The organism is Pseudomonas bananamidigenes (genome assembly GCF_001679645.1).
GTDB lineage: Bacteria > Pseudomonadota > Gammaproteobacteria > Pseudomonadales > Pseudomonadaceae > Aquipseudomonas > Aquipseudomonas bananamidigenes.
Genome location: NZ_LRUN01000049.1, coordinates 57,532 through 77,067 on the forward strand (window position 1 = coordinate 57,532; position 19,536 = coordinate 77,067).

At 62.8% G+C, this 19,536-nt stretch carries 18 protein-coding genes and 2 pseudogenes; 15 read left to right on the plus strand and 5 right to left on the minus strand.

The genetic code is table 11. The annotated features are described in order from the left end of the window. Positions 1-119: 119 nt before the first annotated feature. Entirely contained in the window at positions 120-713 is a 594-nt protein-coding gene (locus BBF94_RS17660) for a MarC family protein (protein ID WP_065260272.1), read from the plus strand. Between the two features lie 52 nt (positions 714-765). Here BBF94_RS17660 and cobJ read toward each other — a convergent pair whose 3' ends face one another. From cobJ to BBF94_RS17685, 5 genes and pseudogenes are all read right to left on the minus strand, one after another. Beyond that, positions 766-2,469, minus strand: coding sequence for a precorrin-3B C(17)-methyltransferase (gene cobJ, locus BBF94_RS17665; protein ID WP_065260273.1), 1,704 nt, complete (start codon positions 2,467-2,469; stop codon positions 766-768). Continuing rightward, positions 2,469-3,203, minus strand: coding sequence for a precorrin-2 C(20)-methyltransferase (locus tag BBF94_RS17670; protein ID WP_404820953.1), 735 nt, complete (start codon positions 3,201-3,203; stop codon positions 2,469-2,471). Before BBF94_RS17670 ends, cobJ begins: the two co-directional genes overlap by 1 nt. Then, positions 3,200-3,825, minus strand: a pseudogene (locus tag BBF94_RS17675) (precorrin-8X methylmutase). The gene BBF94_RS17670 and the pseudogene BBF94_RS17675 overlap by 4 nt, the downstream one beginning before the upstream one ends. Further along, entirely contained in the window at positions 3,818-5,203 is a 1,386-nt protein-coding gene (gene cobG, locus BBF94_RS17680; RefSeq protein ID WP_082302434.1) for a precorrin-3B synthase, read from the minus strand. The pseudogene BBF94_RS17675 and the gene cobG overlap by 8 nt, the downstream one beginning before the upstream one ends. A gap of 56 nt (positions 5,204-5,259) precedes the next feature. Beyond that, positions 5,260-5,916, minus strand: a complete 657-nt coding sequence (locus BBF94_RS17685; RefSeq protein WP_065260289.1) for a hypothetical protein — start codon at positions 5,914-5,916, stop codon at positions 5,260-5,262. A 179-nt stretch (positions 5,917-6,095) separates the two neighbouring features. Between BBF94_RS17685 and BBF94_RS17690 the strand changes: the two genes are divergently transcribed. From BBF94_RS17690 to urtA, 14 genes and pseudogenes are all read left to right on the plus strand, one after another. Further along, on the plus strand, positions 6,096-7,307 hold the full coding sequence (locus BBF94_RS17690; protein WP_065260275.1) for a bifunctional cobalt-precorrin-7 (C(5))-methyltransferase/cobalt-precorrin-6B (C(15))-methyltransferase: 1,212 nt from the start codon (positions 6,096-6,098) through the stop codon (positions 7,305-7,307). Further along, complete coding sequence (locus tag BBF94_RS17695) at positions 7,300-8,397, plus strand: cobalt-precorrin-5B (C(1))-methyltransferase (RefSeq protein WP_065260276.1); 1,098 nt, start codon at positions 7,300-7,302, stop codon at positions 8,395-8,397. Before BBF94_RS17690 ends, BBF94_RS17695 begins: the two co-directional genes overlap by 8 nt. Continuing rightward, complete coding sequence (locus BBF94_RS17700) at positions 8,394-9,119, plus strand: cobalt-precorrin-6A reductase (protein ID WP_065260277.1); 726 nt, start codon at positions 8,394-8,396, stop codon at positions 9,117-9,119. Before BBF94_RS17695 ends, BBF94_RS17700 begins: the two co-directional genes overlap by 4 nt. Before the next feature lie 56 nt (positions 9,120-9,175). Beyond that, positions 9,176-9,511 (plus strand): annotated as a pseudogene (locus tag BBF94_RS27265) (type II toxin-antitoxin system RelE/ParE family toxin). Between the two features lie 4 nt (positions 9,512-9,515). Beyond that, entirely contained in the window at positions 9,516-9,839 is a 324-nt protein-coding gene (locus BBF94_RS17705; RefSeq protein WP_007951041.1) for a helix-turn-helix domain-containing transcriptional regulator, read from the plus strand. A 112-nt stretch (positions 9,840-9,951) separates the two neighbouring features. Beyond that, positions 9,952-10,353: a DUF2946 domain-containing protein gene (locus tag BBF94_RS17710; protein WP_065260278.1), complete on the plus strand. Its 402-nt coding sequence runs from the start codon at positions 9,952-9,954 to the stop codon at positions 10,351-10,353. A 48-nt stretch (positions 10,354-10,401) separates the two neighbouring features. After that, complete coding sequence (locus BBF94_RS17715) at positions 10,402-10,881, plus strand: copper chaperone PCu(A)C (RefSeq protein ID WP_065260279.1); 480 nt, start codon at positions 10,402-10,404, stop codon at positions 10,879-10,881. Between the two features lie 21 nt (positions 10,882-10,902). Further along, the gene (locus BBF94_RS17720; RefSeq protein ID WP_065260280.1) at positions 10,903-11,349 is read left to right on the plus strand and encodes a DUF2946 domain-containing protein; all 447 of its coding nucleotides are present in this window, start codon (positions 10,903-10,905) and stop codon (positions 11,347-11,349) included. An 84-nt stretch (positions 11,350-11,433) separates the two neighbouring features. Continuing rightward, complete coding sequence (locus BBF94_RS17725; protein ID WP_065260281.1) at positions 11,434-13,554, plus strand: TonB-dependent copper receptor; 2,121 nt, start codon at positions 11,434-11,436, stop codon at positions 13,552-13,554. Positions 13,555-13,634: 80 nt separating this feature from the next. Then, complete coding sequence (locus BBF94_RS17730; RefSeq protein ID WP_065260282.1) at positions 13,635-15,014, plus strand: PepSY-associated TM helix domain-containing protein; 1,380 nt, start codon at positions 13,635-13,637, stop codon at positions 15,012-15,014. 191 nt (positions 15,015-15,205) lie between these two features. Then, positions 15,206-15,994 carry an ABC transporter ATP-binding protein gene (locus BBF94_RS17735; protein WP_065260283.1) on the plus strand — a complete coding sequence of 263 codons (789 nt, stop codon included), beginning with the start codon at positions 15,206-15,208 and terminating at the stop codon, positions 15,992-15,994. After that, complete coding sequence (locus BBF94_RS17740) at positions 15,991-16,938, plus strand: ABC transporter substrate-binding protein (RefSeq protein ID WP_065260284.1); 948 nt, start codon at positions 15,991-15,993, stop codon at positions 16,936-16,938. Before BBF94_RS17735 ends, BBF94_RS17740 begins: the two co-directional genes overlap by 4 nt. Next, positions 16,935-17,945, plus strand: coding sequence for a FecCD family ABC transporter permease (locus BBF94_RS17745; RefSeq protein WP_065260285.1), 1,011 nt, complete (start codon positions 16,935-16,937; stop codon positions 17,943-17,945). The genes BBF94_RS17740 and BBF94_RS17745 overlap by 4 nt, the downstream gene beginning before the upstream one ends. A gap of 204 nt (positions 17,946-18,149) precedes the next feature. Continuing rightward, a complete protein-coding gene (gene urtA / locus BBF94_RS17750; RefSeq protein WP_065260286.1) occupies positions 18,150-19,415 on the plus strand; it encodes an urea ABC transporter substrate-binding protein in 1,266 nt (421 codons plus the stop codon). Positions 19,416-19,536 lie beyond the last annotated feature (121 nt).

Sequence of the window (19,536 nt, forward strand, 5' to 3'; positions counted from 1 at the left end):
TCGCCCAACACAATCGCCATCACCCTGACGACATTATAAAAATCACCAGACAACCCAGCCGACATCCGCGCCTGCGCTTGATAGACTCCGTTCAACTTTCGTCGGCGCGAGTTTCAATCATGCTCCATGAGTTGTTCAGCGTTTACCTGAAGATGCTGGTGCTCTACAGTCCGTTCTTCGTGTTGTCCTGCTTCATCAGTCTGACCCGGGGTTATTCGCGCAAGGAACAACGCCGACTGGCCTGGAAGGTGGCGATCGCCACACTGGTTTCCAGCGTCCTGCTCTATCTGTTCGGGCGATTCATATTTGAGATATTCGGCATCACGGTGGACGCCTTCCGCATCGGTGCCGGCAGCGTGCTGTTCATCTCGGCGCTGGGCATGGCCCAGGGCAAGCCGGCGGTGCAGGCCGACAATGTGCAGCAGGATGTGACTATCGTCCCGCTGACCATCCCGCTGACCGTCGGCCCCGGCACGATCGGTGCGCTGCTGGTAATGGGCGTCAGCCAGCCGCACTGGGACGACAAGCTGATCGCGATCATGAGTATCGCGCTCGCCAGTTTTACCGTCGGCGTGGTGTTGTATCTGTCGAACCGGATCGAGCGGATTCTCGGCGATCAGGGATTGCAGATCGTCAGCCGGCTCATGGGATTGTTTGTCTGTGCCCTGGCTGCGCAGATCATCTTTACCGGGGTGAAGGGTTATCTTGGTTGACTCGCCATCCCTGAATTGAAAAAGCGGCTCCGAAGAGCCGCTTTTTCATGCCTCAGGTTTCGGGTTTCTCGCCGTACCAACGCGGCGTATACACCCACTCCCCGCCTTCGGCGCGAGGGAACGTGCAGGTTGTGGAGGATCCCACCAGCACCATGGTGCGCATGTCCACCTGATCCGGTGTCAGTGCGCCAAGTGTCGTCACCCGCAGTGTCTGCCCCGGACGACCGATATCACGGCCCAGTACCACGGGTGTTTGCGGTGTACGGTGTCGGGCGACGATTTCCAGCGCTCGTCCCAATTGCCACGGACGGGCACGGGAGATCGGGTTGTAGAACGCCAGCGCCAGATCCGCCTCGGCAGCCAGATCCAGACGCTTCTCGATGATCGACCACGGCTTGAGGTTGTCCGACAGCGACATCACGCAGAAATCGTGGCCCAGCGGCGCACCGGCCTGAGCGGCGGTGGCGAGTGACGCGGAAACCCCCGGCAGGATTTCCAGGTCGACGCTGTGCCACGTCGGATCCGTCGACTCGTGAAGCGCTTCGAGCACCGCCGCCGCCATGGCGAACACGCCCGGATCGCCGGAGGAAACCACGATCACCGAACGGCCCTGGGCAGCCAGCCTGAAGGCGTGACGGGCGCGCTGCATTTCTTCGCGATTGTCGGTGCAATGCTGCACCTGGTCGTCGCGGAACGGGCCGGCCATGCGCACGTAGGTTTCGTAACCCAGCACATCGGTGGCCCGGGCCAGTTCGGCCTTCACCGCCGGCACCATCAACTCGGCGGCGCCAGGACCGAGACCGATGACGGCCAGGCGTCCGCGCGGGCGGCCGATTTGCGAAACCTCCAGCGGCTGCTCGGCCACCGCGATGGCGATATCTTGGGCCGTCGCGATGATCCGGGCATCGGGGACAGCGTGGCGGGCCAGCTCGGCCATGTCATTTGCCGGCGCCACAAAGCGCAGCGGCACGGCCAATTCAAGCGCGGCTTCACGCAATGCCGGGCTGGCCATCTGAACGTCAGCTGCCAGCAGACAGGCCAGCGACTGAATCGCCACACCGGCCTGCAGCAACGCCTTGCGAATCGCATCCGGCAGGTCGGCCACATCGGCACCGACCGCCACCGCCACGCTGCGCGGATAAATCAGCAGCTCGCTGGCGCTCGCGGCCCGGGCATCGCTGCCGACATGAATCGAGCGCTGCGCGTGCGGGTCTTGCGGCAGTTGCGCCTGATCGAGCCACGGCGCGTCGCCATCGATGCGCACGCTGTGACCGGCCAGCAGATCGGAGACAAAACGTTTGCCCTGTTCCAGATCACCGAGGGAATAACCGCCGGGCGGATTGAGCAGACAGGTGCCGAAACGCAATTCGCCGCTGGTGGTGATCGCCGCTGCCACTTCAAGCGCCGTGCCGATCTCGCGGGCCATGACATTCACCCCGCCGAGGCCGCCGAGCAGCGGCACCACGGCGCTGCCGTCTTCCGCTACGGCAAGCACGGGGGGCTCGACGCCCTTCTCCAGCAACAGCGGCGCCAGGGTGCGAATGACGATCCCCGCCGCGCACAGGGCAATGATCGGTGTGTCTTGCCGATACAGCTCGCGCAGAGTTGCGCCGAACTCGCTGTAAGTCAGATCGGCGCCTTCGACGCGTCCGCAGAGACCATGGATCTGCGCACCCGGATAGACCTGCTGAAGGCGACGGGCCGTGGCCAGCGCGCCCGGGCCGAGAATGACGATGGCCGGTGTGGATTGAGTCATCAGCCTTGCCACCGTTCGCCGGGAACAATGATCAGCGAGAAATACGGCGACGACATCGGCTCGACCTCGTCCAGCGGCACGATCTTCTGGTTGGCCATGGTCGCACGCTCGACGTACAACGCTCGTTCGGCCAATCCCAGCTCGCCCAGCACCTCACGCACTTTGGGGAAATTGCGCCCCAGCTTCATGATCACTGCCGCATCGGCATCCGCCAGACGACGCTTGAGCTCTTCGTGAGGCAGCACGCCGGACAGCACCGACAGGCTCTGGTTGCGATACACCAGCGGCGCGCCCAGTACCGACGCACCGCCCAGCATCGAGCAGACGCCCGGCACCACTTGCGCTTCGTAACGGCTGGCAAGGCGATCGTGCAGGTACATGTAGGAACCATAGAAGAACGGATCACCTTCGCAGATCACCGCCACATCGCGACCGGCATCCAGATGCGCGGCCACTTCCTCTGCCGCGTCATCGTAGAAATCGCTGATCACCTGTTCGTAGGACAGCGGCGCCGGCAGCACTTCGGTGGTCACCGGGTACACCAGCGGCAGCAGGTTCTGCGCATCCTGCAAGTGCGCTTCGATGATGCCGAATGCGTTGCCCTTCTTGCCCTTGGCCACGAAGTACGCCACCACCGGCGATTCGCGCAGCAGACGCAGAGCCTTGACGGTAATCAGTTCCGGATCACCGGGGCCGACGCCCAGGCCGATCAAACGTCCTTTTGCCTGCATCATTCGACCTCCGTGGCAAGGGCGTTGACCGCAGCGGCGGCCATGGCACTGCCACCGAGGCGACCCTGCATGATCACGAACGGCACGCCACGGCTGTTGGCGGCCAGCTCGGCCTTCGATTCGGCTGCGCCGACGAAACCCACCGGGAAGCCGAGGATCAGCGCCGGTTTCGGCGCGCCGGCGTCGAGCATTTCCAGCAGATAAAACAGTGCGGTCGGCGCATTGCCGATCACCACCACGCTGCCTTCCAGATGCGGACGCCACAGCTCCAGCGCCGCCGCCGAGCGGGTGTTGCCCAGCTCACGCGCCAGCTCCGGCACGCTGTGATCGCGCAGGGTGCAGATCACCTCGTTGTTGGCCGGCAGGCGCGCACGGGTCACGCCCTCGGAAACCATCCGCGCATCGCACAGGATCGGCGCCCCGGCGGCCAGCGCATCGCGCCCGGCCTTGCCGCGCCTTCGGAGAACTGCAGCCCGTCGATGGCTTCGACCATGCCGCAGGCGTGAATCACCCGCACCGCGAGCTTTTCCAGGTCGGCCGGGATGCGCGCCAGATTGGCCTCGCTGCGAATGATCGCGAAGGAGTTGCGATAGATCTCCTGACCGTCGCGGATGTAATCAAGCATCAAGGGAGCTCCGTGAGCGATCGGCGAGCAGGGTCGCGACCGCTTCGATAGTAAGGTTGTGAGCGTGCAGCGCGCCGAAACCCGGCTGCGCCGCATCGCGAAAATAAAGATCGTAACGACCGGGGGCGACCGCCAGCAGCGTCGCCGGGGCACGGTGTGCAGCAGCGCAGGACCGCGAGCAGCCGGACAAATGCACATCCACCGCGTGTGGCAACAACGCAGCCAAAAGGCGGGCATCGTGTTTGGTATCGGCCAGGCCTTTGCCACAGCCACTGGAGCCGGTGCAGGCGATCAGGCGCGACAACGGGTCGTCAATCCGGGTCAGCAGGTTCAGCTTGCTCAGAGCATTGAGCACTTGAGCGGCATCTGCCTCACGCACATTGGGCACCAACAGACTCTGCCAGGGCGTGAAACGCAGGCTGCCGTCGCCAAAGGTTCTGGCCAGTCGCGCGGCGCCACGCAGCATGACCGGATCGAGGCGGCCGAGGGCCGGTGCGGCGCCGACATACACTTGACCGGCCAATGGCTGAGGATGGACGCCGAGGTGCAGACCTTCCGGCGCCGCTTTGCGCTGCCAGTCGCCGACGCTGTGCAGCCTGATCCGCTGACCGAGTTTTTCCAGGAGCACCGGCGCCGGGCATTCATCCAGCAGATGTCGCATTCGCGTCTGCTCCGGTCGGGCCAGATCGAGGAACAGTTCCAGCACCGCCACCACCAGTGCATGGCCGTCCGCGAGTGCCACGCCAGCCAGCGGTCGATCCGTCGGGCAACCCGCCAGACCGAACGCCAGCAGCGTATCGCCGTGCTTTTCGTATGCCGACAACCAAAGATCGTGGGGATGTTCGAGCATCGCCAGTGCTTCACCGCCGTCCAGTTGCACAGCGAACTTGGCGCTCAGTTCATCGAAACGCGGATGGCTTTGCAGGGTCTCGAGGATCTGCCCGGCCAATGGACGTGTGTCGAAACGCATCTGCGGATCGATCCCGGCGGCCGGGCTGAGCATCAGGTTGCGCACGTCGTCACCCGCTGCGGTACGCGGGCCGAGACCGGCGGCCAGCAAGCTGTCGATCAGCGCGGCGGACTGGTCGTCGATGCCGCGGATCTGCAGATTGCTCCGATTGGTCGCCTCGATCACCCCGCCGGCAAAGCGTTCGGCGGCACTGGCCAGTGCATCGGCCTGATCGGCGGTGATCGAACCGCCATCGAGCTTGATCCGGCAGATACCGCCATCCAGCGCCGGGACGATACGCAGCAACCCCGGGCAGGCCGAGGGACGTATGGCTGTGGATAGAGGACGTTCGTTCAAGGGATGACCGGCTGACGGGCAGCGCCAGGATGGGTGGAAGGTCGCCATTATGCCTGCTTTGCCCGACGGCATGAAAATGCCTGCCGGTCGGATTCCCTGGAACCGGGGGTTTTCCTCGTCGAGCGGATCTACAACTCATGGTCCTCGAAATTGAACGACATGTTTTTGATCGCCTTTTCGACACTGGCCCGACGTGCCTCCAGAACCCGGCGACTGATCACGAGCCGCCGCGCTCTGATGTCCAGCTGATTCATGGTCTGGGATATGTCCCAGAACAAATATCGGGTATTGAGGCTCGACTTGAGGAATCTGACGTGTGTCACGACAAGCTCCATGTCACCGGCAGGGTTATAGCGGGCCGGTACGATCTTCAGGTCGAAAGCCTTGCCGCTGAGCCCCTTCGTCTTTTCCAGCAGATCGACTCGCTGCTCAAGCGTCGCAAGTCCCGCCTGCACCCCCGAGACCTGTTTCTGATCGAGCAGGGACGTCGCCACTCTCATCCACGCCTGTTGCACGCTTCCTGAAAACTGCGGCTGGACATACTCCACCGCAGGCTGATCACGATTCCAGCCGTGGGACCACAGGACATCGGCGTAGTAATCGATCCAGCGTCCCGGCTGCGTTTCGCTGCTGTACGTACTGTCCGCCTGCTTCTTTGCCAGATAGGTGCAGTTCAGCGCAAAGTCGTAATCCATTCGGGACTGTCCCTGCAGGCCCGTCAGCAAAATATCCCCCACCAGGGTTGCCTGATGAGCAAGCAACCCTGCTTTCGCATTCATATCCATATGCATTCCCGCCAATCCCGGCTTTGGTCCAAGTTCATCCGAACCCTAACAGGCCTGGCGAATCCGACAATCGCCTTACCGCAACGGGAAGTGTCCGTGGCCGACAACAGACCAGCGCGAGACGACAGCCGCCGCGCTATCATGCCGCCCTGATACGCGCACACGAATCGAGGAACAGCATGACGGCCTGGCTGACAGTAGTAGGAATCGGTGAAGACGGCTTCAAGGGCCTGGGCAAGAACGCCCGGCGCGCCCTGATGGACGCTTCACGGATCATCGGCGGCCAGCGCCAGCTGGATCTGTTGCCGGTGTGCATCCGTGGCGAGCGCCAGCTGTGGCCGAGCCCGTTTTCGCTGGCCCCGGTTCTGGAGCGCCGCGGCGAAGCGGTGTGCGTGCTGGCCAGCGGTGATCCGATGTTCTACGGCGTCGGTGCGAGCCTGGCTCGTCAGATTCCGGACGCAGAGATACGAGTACTGCCGGCGCCGTCCTCTTGCTCGCTGGCGGCAGCCCGTCTGGGCTGGCCGTTGCAGGACGTCCATGTGTTGTCGCTGGTGGCGCGCCCGCTTGCAGCCCTCAACGCTCAGTTGTCCAGCGGCGTGCGCCTGTTGCTGCTGAGCAATGACGGGCAAAGCCCGGCAGCCGTCGCACAATTGCTGCGCGAGCGCGGATTCGGCGCCAGTCGCCTGAGTGTTCTGGAACATCTGGGCGGCAGCGCCGAACGCCGCATCGACAGCATCGCCAACGACTGGAACGAGCCGGCCATTGCCGATCTCAACGTGATCGCCATCGAGTGCCTCGCCGATCCGCAGACACCACGCCTGTCACGCCTCGCCGGCCTGCCGGACACTGCGTTCAAACATGACGGCCAGTTGACCAAACGCGACGTGCGCGCCATCACCCTCGCCCGCCTCGCCCCGACGCCGGGTGAACTGTTGTGGGACGTCGGCGCCGGCAGCGGCTCGATCGGTATCGAGTGGATGCGCGCGCACCCGAGCTGTCGCGCGCTGGCGATCGAGGCCGACGCAGGTCGCCAGCAATTGATCGAGCACAACCGGGATGCTCTGGGCGTTCCCGGCCTGCAGCTGATCCGGGGCAGCGCACCGCAAGCCCTTGCAAGCCTGGAGCGTCCGGACGCGATATTCATCGGTGGCGGCGTGACCCGCGAAGGCGTACTCGACACCTGCTGGGCGCAACTCAAACCCGGCGGCCGCCTGGTGGCCAACGCCGTGACCCTGCAAAGCGAAATGACCTTGATGAACTGGCGCGAACACCACGGCGGCGAGCTGATCCGCATCCACATCGCCCAGGCGCAACCGCTGGGCGAGTTCGACACCTGGCGTCAGGCCTTGCCGATCACCCTGCTCGACCTGGTCAAACCCCTCGATGCGTGACGAAACCGCCGAACAACCCGCGCCCCTGCGCAGCGGCCTGACCACCGGCAGTTGCGCCACGGCCACCAGCCTCGCCGCCGCACGCCTGCTGCTTGGCGGCGTGGTGGCGGACGCCGTGCAGATCGTGCTGCCCAAGGGCAAACAGGTGCAGATGCGTCTGGAATTCTGTCGTCGGACCGAAGACGGCGCCGAAGCCGGAACCCTCAAGGATGCCGGCGACGATCCCGACGTGACTCACGGCGCCCTGCTCTACTCGCAGGTCAGGCTGTTGACCGAGCCGGGAATCCGCTTCATCGCCGGCAAAGGCGTCGGCACCGTGACCCGTCCGGGTCTGGTGCTGGGCGTTGGCGAACCGGCCATCAATCCGGTGCCGCGCAAGATGATCAGCGATCACCTGATGCTGCTCGCCGCAGAAACCGGCTATCGCGGCGGCTTCGAGGTGACGGTCAATGTCGAGGGCGGCGAAGCCCTGGCGCTGAAGACCATGAACCCGCGCCTGGGCATTCTCGGTGGCTTGTCGATTCTCGGCACCAGCGGAATCGTCCGGCCGTTTTCCTGCGCGGCGTACATCGCCTCGATCCACCAGGGTATCGACGTGGCGAAAACCAATGGCTATCTGCACATCGCCGCCTGCACCGGCAACGCCAGCGAAGACACCATGCGCCGGGTCTACGACCTGCCGGAAATCGCCCTGATCGAAATGGGCGACTTCGTCGGCGCGGTACTCAAACACCTGCGCAAAGTGCCTGTGGATAAACTCAGCCTGTGCGGCGGCTTCGGCAAGATCAGCAAACTGGCGGCGGGGCACATGGATCTGCATTCGCGTCATTCGAGCATCGACCTGCCGCAACTGGCCGGATGGGCGGCGGCAATTGGCGCCGATGATGCCTTGCAACAAGCCATTCGCGAGGCGAACACCAGTCAGCAGGCATTGGCGATGGCCAGTGCGGCGGGTGTTGCACTCGGTGATGAGGTGTGCCGTCATGCCCTGGAATTCGCCCGCAGCGTGGTGCCGGCGCAGGTGCAGGTCGAGGTATTTGCGATTGACCGTCAGGGCGGCATCGTCGGTCATGCGGGAGCGTTTGCATGAAACGGATTCTATTACTGGGCGGCGTCACCGAAGCGCTTGTCATCGCCCGGACGTTGGGGCCGGAGCATATCTACAGCCTGGCCGGGGTGGGCCGGGTACCGACCGATCTGACCTGTCGGGTGCGCGTCGGCGGCTATGGCGGCCCCGAGGGGCTGGCGCAATTCGTTCGCGATGAAGGTATCGGTCTGCTGCTGGACGCGACGCATCCGTACGCCGCGCAAATCAGCCACAACGCCGCCACCGCCGCGCAACTCACCGGCATCCCCTGCTGGGCCCTGCGCCGCCCGGCGTGGCAAGCACAACCGGGCGATGACTGGCGCGAAGTCGCCGACTGGGCCGAACTGATCACCGCCCTCGAACCTTTCCGCCGCCCCCTGTTCACCCTCGGCCGCGAGCCGCTGCAACACCTCGATGAAATCCCCGCGCACCAGTTCTGGACCCTGCGCGCCCTCGACGTTTATCCCGGCAATGAACGCTGCGAAGTCATCGGCGCCCGTGGACCGTTTCTGCTGGAAGATGAGCGGGCATTGTTCGAGCGTCGGCAGATCGACGTGCTGATCAGCAAAAACAGCGGCAGCACCGCGACAGAGCCGAAACTGGAAGTGGCGCGAGAGCTTGGGGTGCCGGTGATAGTGTTGAAGCGGCCGGGGTTGGCGGGGGTTGATCGGGAGTTTTGGACGCTTCAAGAAACACTTGTTGAATTGGAGACGATCAACTCCTGAGGCAAGATCCACGGCTTGCATGATAAGTAACCTATTTGTTACCTTCAGGGCCGACTGTGATCACACTCGAGGAATATCTACAAGAAAACGATTCAAGCCCGTTTGGCCGTTGGATCGACACTTTGAGCGTGCCGGCCGCAGCGAGGGTTTCAAAAGCCTTGGCACGGTTGGAAGCGGGCAACACCTCCAATATCAAGTGGTTCGATGGTCTCGGCGAATACAAAATAAACTGGGGGCCTGGCTATAGAATTTATCTGATACAAGAGGGAAAACGACTGATCATCTTGTTCGGTGGAGGAGATAAATCAACATAGAGACAGGACATCAAACAGGTGAAAGCACTGATAGCTGAATTTCGAACTCGAAAAAAAGCTGAACAGAACCAGAGGTAATTAGATGGCGCTCACTCGAAGCTACAAAATTTCAATTTCAGAGCGTGCACAACGTGATCCCGAATTTGCCCAGGCATTACTGGACGAAGCCGCAACGCTTTTCCTGAATGGTGAGCCAGAAGTTGCCAGGATAATTTTGCGCGACCTTGTCAATGCAACTGTCGGATTCGAAGAGCTTGCAAGGGAAACCGAAAAGCCCAGCAAAAGTCTGCATCGAATGTTGTCCGCCAAAGGCAACCCGAGCATGGACAATCTGGCGAAAATTTTTTCGGTAATCCGAGCTACGCTGGGAGTAGACATGGAGGTTCACGCGGTACCAGTGAACTGAGCGATTGGTTGATGAGATCGCTGCGACACCAAACCGCACGACGCTTTTTTACTTATCGGCCCTGATCAGGCTAAATAGCCACGCCTGATTGCCCACCCTACGGACCTGTCCCATGAACCGACGCCGGCTCGCAATTGCCTGGATCGCCTGCTTCGCAGTGCTGTTCAACATGCTTGCCATGCCGTTGACGGGCGCGATGGCGCAAGCGGCGCAAACGCCGGCCGAGCAGTTGCTGTGGAGCAGTTTCTGCACCGGCAGCGGCACGAAGATGGTGGCGATCGACATCGGCAGCCTCGATCAGAAAGCGCCGCAAAGCGGCGACAACCATTCGACCATGCAGCATTGCTGGTGCTGTTCCGGGTCGGCGCCCGTGGTGGCGTTGCCGGGGCATTCGCCGCAGCTGTATTTCGCGCAATACGAAAGCAATCGCAGCGTGGCGCCCGCCGTGCTGCAAACTCCGACACCGCGCCAGCAATGGCCGAATCTCAATCCCCGCGCTTCCCCTCTGGTCTGATTTGTTCCCGCATTTGACCTGCGTTTCAAATCGTTCTGGAGAACTGCCATGTTGAACAAATTCATCGTCATCGCTGCGCTGTTGCTGCCTGCGTGCTTCGCCCATGCCCACGAATACAAGGCCGGCGAGCTGGAAATCGCCCACCCGTGGTCACAGGAACTGCCACCGAATGCGCCGACCGTTGCCGCGTATTTCATCATTCACAACAACGGCAAGTCTGCTGACCGCTTGCTCAGTGTCGACTCGCCCATCGCCCCGAAAGCCGAGTTGCACGAGCATGTGATGCAGGGCGATCTGATGAAGATGCAACAGGTGCCGAACGTGGCGATCCCGGCCGGTGGAAACGTGACTTTCGCGCCGATGGCCTATCACGTGATGTTGATGAACCCCACCGACCGCAGCCTGCTGAGCGACGGCAAACGCTTCCCGCTGACGATGCACTTCGAGAAGGCCGGTGACGTGACCGTCGAAGTGGCCGTGCAGAAGAAACCTCCGCAGGACATGCCGGAACACACGCACGCCCAGTAACCGTTCCGACAGACCCCGCCCGTGCGCCCGCGCAGCGCCAGGGTATCCGTGCAACGCCGTCAGACCGAATACCTGACACGCGGCAGCTGGATCGCCCTGTTCGCCATGTTGATGATCTTTATCGGCCCGCTGATTTCTCAGTCGATGCCGATGGATCGGCACGCCTCGACATCCATGCCGATGAGCATGGGCATGTCGATGGCCATGCCCGGCATGGATCATTCCGCGCACGCAGCGAAACCCTCGGCCGAACACTGCCCGCCGCAATCTTCGCACCACGTGCTGTGGGAAAAATGCGGCTATTGCAGCCTGCTGTTCAACTGCCCGGCGCTGACCGGCGGCGGCAGTTTTGCCACGTTCAGCATTCCTTTCGTCAGTACCTTCACCCCGCCCTCCCCGCGTCTGGGCCATGCCCGGCAGACCTTCTTCCCCGGCGCCCGCAGCCGCGCCCCGCCCGTCGCAGCGTAAACACTCGCCACTGATTGCACACGGTCGAGAAGACAGCTTCAGGCTGCCGGCCGTGTCGTTTACGACTGTTTGATGGAAATTGTCATGTCCAGGTTTTCTGCTGTCCCACGCCCGGGTTCTGCCCAGGCGTCCTTTGCCCTGAACGAATCGCGCATCCGTTTCAGGCACGCTGCCGCCGTCCTTTGCGGCGTCCTGCTGTCCCCGCTGGTGCTGGCCGATGAGCATGCCGGCCACACCGAAGAGCTGAGCCCGACGGTGATCACCGCCATCGCCCCGAGTTCGCCGCTGACCATCGTCACCAACCCGAAAGACCCGCGCCAACCGGTGCCGGCCAGCGATGGCGGCGACTATCTGAAGACCATTCCCGGCTTCGCCCTGGTACGCAACGGCGGCACCAACGGCGATCCGGTGCTGCGCGGCATGTTCGGTTCGCGCCTGAACATCCTCACCAACGGCAGCATGATGCTCGGCGCCTGCCCCGGCCGGATGGACGCGCCGACCTCGTACATCTCGCCCGAGACCTACGACAGACTCACCGTGATCAAAGGCCCGCAGACCGTGCTCTACGGGCCGGGCGCCTCCGCCGGCACGATCCTCTTTGACCGCGAGCCGGAAAGCTTCGGCGAACTCGGCACCCGAGTGAATGCCAGCGTGCTGGCCGGCTCCAACGGACGCTTCGACAAAGTTGTCGATGCAGCGGCCGGCGGCCCGCTGGGCTACGTGCGGGTGATCGGCAACACCGCGCATTCCGACGACTACCGCGACGGCAACAACGACACCGTCGCCTCGCGCTATGACAAGTGGAACGGCGACGTGGCGCTGGGCTGGACCCCGGACGCCGACACCCTGATCGAACTGACCGCCGGCAAGGGCGACGGCGAAGCGCGCTACGCCGGGCGCGGCATGGACGGATCGCAGTTCCTGCGTGAAAGCCTCGGCCTGCGTTTCGAGAAATCCAACATCACCGACGTGCTGGAGAAGCTCGAGGCGCAGGTCTACTACAACTACGCCGACCATGTAATGGACAACTATACCCTGCGCACGCCGTCCGGCACCGGGATGATGGCCGGTCCCATGGCGTCCAACGTCGACCGCCGCACCCTCGGCGCACGGATCAAGGCGACCTGGCGCTGGGCCGACATCCAGCTGATCACCGGCCTCGACGCGCAGACCAACGAACACCGTCAGCGCAGCGGCATGGGCATCGATACCTACAAGGATCAGCCGTACACCAAGGACGCCGACTTCCATAACTACGGCGTGTTCAGCGAGATGACCTGGTACGCCGCCGACCGTGATCGACTGATCACTGGCGCACGGGTCGACCGCGCCTCTGCCAAAGACTTCCGGCAGACCACCGGTTCGGGAATGATGTCCCGGCCGAACCCGACTGCCGGCGATACCCGCGCCGACACCCTGCCGAGCGGTTTCGTGCGTTACGAGCATGACCTCGCCGACATCCCGACCACGCTTTACGCCGGCCTCGGCCACGCGCAGCGGTTCCCGGATTACTGGGAGCTGTTTTCGCCCAAGTCCGGCCCGGCCGGTTCGGTCAATGCGTTCGATTCGATCAAACCGGAAAAGACCACCCAGATCGACTTCGGCGTGAACTACAAGGACGCCGACCTCGAAGCCTGGGCCTCGGGCTACATCGGCGTGGTGCGCGACTACATCCTGTTCGACTACACCCCGACGAGGATGGGCATGAGCACCTCCCGCGCCGAAAACATCGACGCACGGATCATGGGCGGTGAACTCGGTGCCGCGTACAACCTCACCGACAACTGGAAAGCCGATGCGACCCTGGCCTATGCCTGGGGCAAGAACAGCAGCGACGGCAAGGCCCTGCCGCAGATGCCGCCACTGGATGCCCGTTTCGGTCTGACCTACAGCGAAGACAACTGGAGCGCCGGCGCACTGTGGAGGGTGGTGGCCGCGCAAAACCGGATTGACCAGAACAAGGGCAACGTGGTCGGCAAGGATTACGACAAGAGTTCGGGCTTCGGCGTGTTCTCGCTCAACGGTGCCTACCGGATCAACAAGAACTGGAAGGTCAGCACCGGCGTCGACAACCTGTTCGGCAAGGCTTACGCCGAACACCTGAACCTGGCGGGCAACGCCGGGTTCGGCTACCCGGCCAACGACCCGCAAGCCATCAACGAGCCGGGGCGCACGCTCTGGACCAAGGTGGACATGAGTTTCTGACCCTCAAGGGCACTCGCTCCCCTTGAGGGAGCGAGTGACAACAGACAACCAGAAGATCCAAGCCAAGCGGAGCACTCGTGATGAAACAGCCCAAACCGAATTTCTACAACCTGGCCTGGCGTTGGCATTTTTATGCCGGATTGTTCGTCGCGCCGTTCATGGTGATGCTGGCCCTGACCGGCATCATTTACCTGTTCAAGCCGCAACTCGACTCGCTGATGTACAGCAGCCTGCTGAACGTCCCGGCCGGCCATCACACCGTGCCGGCCGATGACCTGATGCAAAAGGTCAAAAGCGCTTATCCACAAGGCCAGGTCACCCAGTACCTGCCGCCCGCGAACGCCGAACGCAGCGCGCAATTCGTGGTGAAAAATGCCGGTCATGAACTGAACGTGTTCGTCGACCCTTACCACGGCGACATCCTCGGCGAGCAGGATGCCAAGCAGAACCTGCAGGCGCTCGCCCGGGCGATCCACGGCGAACTGATGATCGGCACTGTCGGTGACCGACTCATCGAACTGGCCGCCGGCTGGGGCGTGGTGCTGGTGGTGTCCGGGGTTTTCCTGTGGTGGCCGCGCGGCCAGGCGGCGGGGATTCTGTGGCCACGCCTGAACAGTCGCGGTCGCGTGCTGTGGCGTGATCTGCATGCGGTCACCGGTTTCTGGGGCGCCGCGTTGCTGCTGGTGATGCTGCTCAGCGGCATGACCTGGACCGGCTTCTGGGGCAAGCAGTACGCCCAGGTCTGGAATGTGTTCCCGGCGGCGATGTGGAACAACGTGCCGACCTCCGACGTCGAGGCCGGCAGCCTCAACAACGCCGCCCGCCAGACCGTACCCTGGGCGATGGAAAATACCCCGATGCCGATGTCCGGCGATCACGCCGAACACATGGCCCATGGCGGCATGCAACACGGCCCTGCCGCGCCGATCATCAGCCTGCAGGACGTACAGAACATCGCCGTCGAGCGCAAGGTCGAGCCCGGCTACAGCATCACCCTGCCGACCACCGCCACCGGCGTGTTCACCATCGCCGTGTTCGCCGACGACCCGCGCAACGACGCCACGCTGCATGTCGATCAGTACACCGGCAAGGTGTTGGCCGATGTGCGATTCGAGCACTACGGCGCCGTTGCCCGGGCTACCGAGATCGGCGTGATGCTCCACGAAGGCAAGATGTTCGGCGCCTTCAATCAGATCATCGTGCTGCTGATCTGCCTGATGATCCTGCTCAGTGCCATCAGCGGCGTGGTGATCTGGTGGAAGCGTCGCCCGCAGGGAAAATTCGGCGTCCCGCCGCTGCGCCACGATCTGCCGAAATGGAAAACCGGCGTGGCGATCATGCTGGTGCTGGCGGTGGTGTTTCCGCTCGTGGGGGCTTCGCTGGTGGTGGTATGGCTGCTGGACCGACTGCTGTTGTCGCGTCTGGGCCGGCAAACTGAATCGGCCTCAACTTCATCATGAGACCGGCGAGATGCACGTTTCAGACGAGTCCTTAAACTGGCGGACCTGATATTCGGCCGATTTAAGTGTTACTGTATAACCAGTTTTCAGCTCATTGCCCGCCGCCCATGCTGCGGGCTTTCTTTTGCGCTGACCGGCTGCGGGCAATGGAACGGCCGGATTCACTTCATGGACTTCAAGCTGAACAACACATGACTTCACTGACGCTCGTCGATCTCGCCTGGTCCCCCTTGGGCCATGGACACTGCCATCACCAGTTCCGACTGCGTGACGCGTCGTTGCACGTGGCCGCCGGTGAATTCGTCGGGCTGATCGGACCCAATGGCAGTGGCAAGACCAGCCTGTTGCGCTGTGCCTACCGCTTCAGCCAGCCGGAACATGGTGAGGTCAGGCTCGATCACCACAACGTGTGGAGGCAATCCTCGCGTTGGTGCGCACAACGTATCGCTGTTGTCCTGCAGGAATTCCCCGACACCTTCGGCCTGACGGTCGAAGAAGTGGTCGCCATGGGTCGAACCCCGCACAAGGGCCTGTTCGATGGCGACACGCTGGAAGATCGCCAGCTCGCCACCCAGGCCCTCAAGTCCGTAGGCATGGACGGCTTCGAAGACCACGTATTCGCCACGCTGTCCGGTGGTGAAAAACAGCGGGTGATCCTGGCCCGCGCCCTGACCCAGCAGCCGCAACTGCTGATCCTCGACGAGCCGACCAATCACCTCGATCCGCGCTATCAGCTGGAACTGCTGCAGCGGGTCAAGCGTTTGCAGATCGGCACCCTGGCGAGCATCCACGACCTGAACCTGGCCGCCGCGTTCTGTGACCGCCTGTACGTGATCAATCACGGTCGCATCGTCGCCAGCGGAACGCCGCAAGAAGTGCTGACCATCGAATTGCTGCGCGACGTGTTCGGCGTCGAAGCATTGATCGATCCTCACCCCCTCCACGGCTACCCGCGAATCACCTGGATAACCCGACCATGACTGTGCGTTCCCTGCTTTGCCTCGCTCTGTTGCTGGGCACCACCCACGCCTTCGCCGAGGCCACGAAGTACCCGCTGACGATCCACAGCTGCAACCGCCAGGTGACCTTCAAGCAAGCGCCGAAACACGCGGTCAGCCACGACATCAACATGACCCAAATGATGCTTGCCCTCGGCCTCAAGTCGAAGATGGCCGGCTACAGCGGCGTCAGCGGCTGGAAATCGGTAACGCCGCCAATGCAGAGTCTGCTCGACGGATTGCCGGAACTGGCGGCCAAGTACCCGTCGGTGGAAACGTTGCTCGACGCCAACGTCGATTTCTTCTTCGCCGGCTGGGATTACGGCATGCGCGTCGGCGGCGATCTCACGCCGCAAACCCTGCAACCGCTGGGCATCAACGTCTACGAGCTGACCGAGTCCTGTGCCTTCGTGATGAAGCGACCGGCTGCCACCCTGGACGACACCTACAACGACCTGCGCAACCTCGGCAAAATTTTCGACGTGCAGGATCGCGCCAACGCGCTGATCACCGAGATGCAAAATCAGGTCGCGCAAATCCGCAAAGACCTTCCCGCCGAAAAACCGCGAGTGTTCCTGTACGACAGCGGCGAAGACCGCGCCATGACCTCCGGCCGTCTCGGCATGCCGCAAGCGCTGATCGATGCTGCCGGTGGGCGCAACGTTCTTGATGATGTTGAAGCGAGCTGGACCCGGATCAACTGGGAAACCGTGGTCGAGCGCAATCCGCAGGTGATCGTCATCGTCGACTACAGCGAAATCACCGCTGAGCAGAAGATTGAATTCCTGCTGAAGAACAAGGCCCTGCAATCGGTGGACGCGATCAGGAACCAGCGCTTCATCGTCATTCCTTACGTACAGGCCACGCCGGGGATCGACAACGTGCTGGCGGTTGAAACCCTGGCCAAAGGTTTCCACGGCGCATGATCAATCGTCGTTACGGCTGGCTGCTGCTCGCCCTCGGCGCTGCGTTGCTGGTGTCGTGCGTGGTATCGCTGGGCTTCGGCCCGGCGCGGGTTCCGGTGGACGTGGTGTGGCGGATTCTGCTGCATAAATTGTTCGGTCTTGGCGTGCCGGACTGGAGCGCCGGCCAGGAGCACATCGTCTGGCTGATCCGCGTGCCGCGCATGTTGCTCGGTGCGCTGGTCGGCGCCGGGCTGGCGTTGATCGGCGCGGTGCTGCAAGCGGTGACGCGCAATCCGCTGGCCGATCCTCATCTGCTCGGTGTCACTTCCGGTGCGACCCTCGGCGCAGTGATCGTGGTGCTGCACGTCGGTGAAATCGTCGGTCTGCTGACCTTGCCGATCGCCGCGTTCATCGGCGCATTGGCGAGCATGTTTCTGGTGCTGGGCATCGCCAACCGACGGGGTCGGCTGGACAGTGACCGTCTGCTGCTGTGCGGCGTGGCGGTGTCGTTCGTGATGATGGCGATCGCCAACCTGCTACTGTTCATGGGCGATCACCGGGCCAGTTCGGCCGTGATGTTCTGGATGCTCGGCGGCCTCGGTCTGGCGCGCTGGGAGTTGCTGGCAGCGCCGGCGCTCAGCGTATCGCTCGGGCTGATTCTGCTGATCGGCATGGCCCGTCCGCTGAACGCCTTGATGGCCGGCGAACAGACCGCCGTCACCCTCGGCCTGAATGCCCGGGCGGTGCGTCTGCGGGTGTTCGTGATTGCTTCGTTGATGACCGGGGTGCTGGTGTCGATCAGCGGTTCCATCGGATTCGTCGGGCTGATGGTGCCGCACATCGCCCGGCGTCTGATCGGTGCAGAACATCGGCGCCTGCTGCCGGTGTGCGTGTTGCTCGGCAGTGTGTTTCTGGTGTGGGTCGATGTCGCCGCCCGCACGCTGATCGCCCCCGAAGACCTGCCCATCGGCGTCGCCACAGCAGCCCTCGGCGGACTGTTTTTCATTGGCCTGATGCGCCGCCGCTGAACGCTCGAGGTCGCGCCCCAATCTGGCGCACCCCGCTGCACCCCTGCATGCAACACGTCCCTTCATGGTGCGCTGGATCTGCGCGCAACCGCTCTAAACCGACATTTTCCTGCCCAAACCCGACCGGGCACAGCCCTTGCAAAACAGCCTTCAGTCGTTCGCATCTGCCAACCATAAAAACTTAACGTTCGTGGAGATCGCACAATGAAGCGTCGCAGTTTGATCAAGGCTTTCACACTCACGGCATCCATTGCCGCGATGGGCATGACCTGGACGGTACAGGCCGCCGAGACCATCAAGGTCGGGATTCTGCATTCGTTGTCCGGCACCATGGCGATCTCCGAAACCTCGCTCAAGGACATGGCGTTGATGACCATCGACGAGATCAACGCCAAGGGCGGGGTGAACGGCAAGATGCTCGAACCGGTGGTGGTCGACCCGGCGTCGAACTGGCCGCTGTTCGCGGAAAAGGGCCGGCAGTTGCTGACCCAGGACAAGGTGGCGGTGGTGTTCGGCTGCTGGACCTCGGTGTCGCGCAAATCGGTGCTGCCGGTGTTCGAGGAACTCAACGGTCTGTTGTTCTACCCGGTTCAGTACGAAGGCGAAGAAATGTCGCCGAACGTGTTCTACACCGGCGCCGCGCCGAACCAGCAGGCGATCCCGGCGGTTGAATACCTGATGAGCGAAGAAGGTGGCGGCGCCAAACGCTTCTTCCTGCTCGGCACCGACTACGTCTACCCGCGCACCACCAACAAGATCCTGCGCTCGTTCCTGCACTCCAAAGGCGTGGCGGACAAAGACATCGAAGAGGTCTATACCCCGTTCGGCCACAGCGACTATCAAACCATCGTCGCCAACATCAAAAAATTCTCCGCTGGCGGCAAGACTGCGGTGATCTCCACCGTGAATGGCGACTCCAACGTGCCGTTCTACAAAGAGCTGGCCAACCAGGGCCTGAAGGCCACCGAAGTACCGGTCGTAGCATTCTCGGTGGGCGAAGAAGAACTGCGCGGCATCGACACCAAACCGCTGGTGGGCAATCTCGCGGCGTGGAATTACTTCGAGTCGGTGGAGAACCCGGTGAACAAGCAGTTCGTCGCTGACTGGAAGGCCTACGCGAAGAAACACAACCTGCCGGGTGCCGACAAAGCCGTGACCAACGACCCGATGGAAGCCACGTACGTCGGCATCCACATGTGGGCGCAGGCGGTGGAAAAAGCCAAGTCCACCGACGTCGACAAGGTCCGCGAAGCCCTCGCCGGCCAGACTTTCGCTGCGCCGTCCGGCTACACCCTGACCATGGACAAGACCAACCACCACCTGCACAAACCGGTGATGATCGGCGAGATCCAGAACGACGGTCAGTTCAACGTTGTGTGGCAGACCGAAGGGCCGATCCGTGCGCAGCCGTGGAGCCCGTTCATTCCGGGTAACGACAAGAAGCCGGAATATGCGGTGAAGAGCAACTGAGTTAACCCGCTCAACCTGATCGTTCCCACGTCGAGGCGTCGAACCGTCTGCGTGGGAATGCCTCAATGGACGCTCTGCGTCCGCTTTTGGGACGCGGAGCGTCCCGGGCTGCATTCCCACG

Excerpts from the sequence above, each read along its gene's own strand:
- urtA (WP_065260286.1), top strand. The coding sequence starts at position 18,150 with ATGAAGCGTCGCAGTTTGATCAAGGCTTTCACACTCACGGCATCCATT.
- BBF94_RS17745 (WP_065260285.1), top strand. The coding sequence starts at position 16,935 with ATGATCAATCGTCGTTACGGCTGGCTGCTGCTCGCCCTCGGCGCTGCG.
- BBF94_RS17660 (WP_065260272.1), top strand. The coding sequence starts at position 120 with ATGCTCCATGAGTTGTTCAGCGTTTACCTGAAGATGCTGGTGCTCTAC.
- BBF94_RS17670 (WP_404820953.1), bottom strand. The coding sequence starts at position 3,203 with ATGATGCAGGCAAAAGGACGTTTGATCGGCCTGGGCGTCGGCCCCGGT.
- BBF94_RS17740 (WP_065260284.1), top strand. The coding sequence starts at position 15,991 with ATGACTGTGCGTTCCCTGCTTTGCCTCGCTCTGTTGCTGGGCACCACC.
- BBF94_RS17685 (WP_065260289.1), bottom strand. The coding sequence starts at position 5,916 with ATGGATATGAATGCGAAAGCAGGGTTGCTTGCTCATCAGGCAACCCTG.
- BBF94_RS17700 (WP_065260277.1), top strand. The coding sequence starts at position 8,394 with ATGAAACGGATTCTATTACTGGGCGGCGTCACCGAAGCGCTTGTCATC.
- BBF94_RS17725 (WP_065260281.1), top strand. The coding sequence starts at position 11,434 with ATGTCCAGGTTTTCTGCTGTCCCACGCCCGGGTTCTGCCCAGGCGTCC.
- BBF94_RS17715 (WP_065260279.1), top strand. The coding sequence starts at position 10,402 with ATGTTGAACAAATTCATCGTCATCGCTGCGCTGTTGCTGCCTGCGTGC.
- cobG (WP_082302434.1), bottom strand. The coding sequence starts at position 5,203 with ATGCCGTCGGGCAAAGCAGGCATAATGGCGACCTTCCACCCATCCTGG.
- BBF94_RS17705 (WP_007951041.1), top strand. The coding sequence starts at position 9,516 with ATGGCGCTCACTCGAAGCTACAAAATTTCAATTTCAGAGCGTGCACAA.
- BBF94_RS17735 (WP_065260283.1), top strand. The coding sequence starts at position 15,206 with ATGACTTCACTGACGCTCGTCGATCTCGCCTGGTCCCCCTTGGGCCAT.
- BBF94_RS17710 (WP_065260278.1), top strand. The coding sequence starts at position 9,952 with ATGAACCGACGCCGGCTCGCAATTGCCTGGATCGCCTGCTTCGCAGTG.
- BBF94_RS17695 (WP_065260276.1), top strand. The coding sequence starts at position 7,300 with ATGCGTGACGAAACCGCCGAACAACCCGCGCCCCTGCGCAGCGGCCTG.
- BBF94_RS17730 (WP_065260282.1), top strand. The coding sequence starts at position 13,635 with ATGAAACAGCCCAAACCGAATTTCTACAACCTGGCCTGGCGTTGGCAT.
- cobJ (WP_065260273.1), bottom strand. The coding sequence starts at position 2,469 with ATGACTCAATCCACACCGGCCATCGTCATTCTCGGCCCGGGCGCGCTG.
- BBF94_RS17690 (WP_065260275.1), top strand. The coding sequence starts at position 6,096 with ATGACGGCCTGGCTGACAGTAGTAGGAATCGGTGAAGACGGCTTCAAG.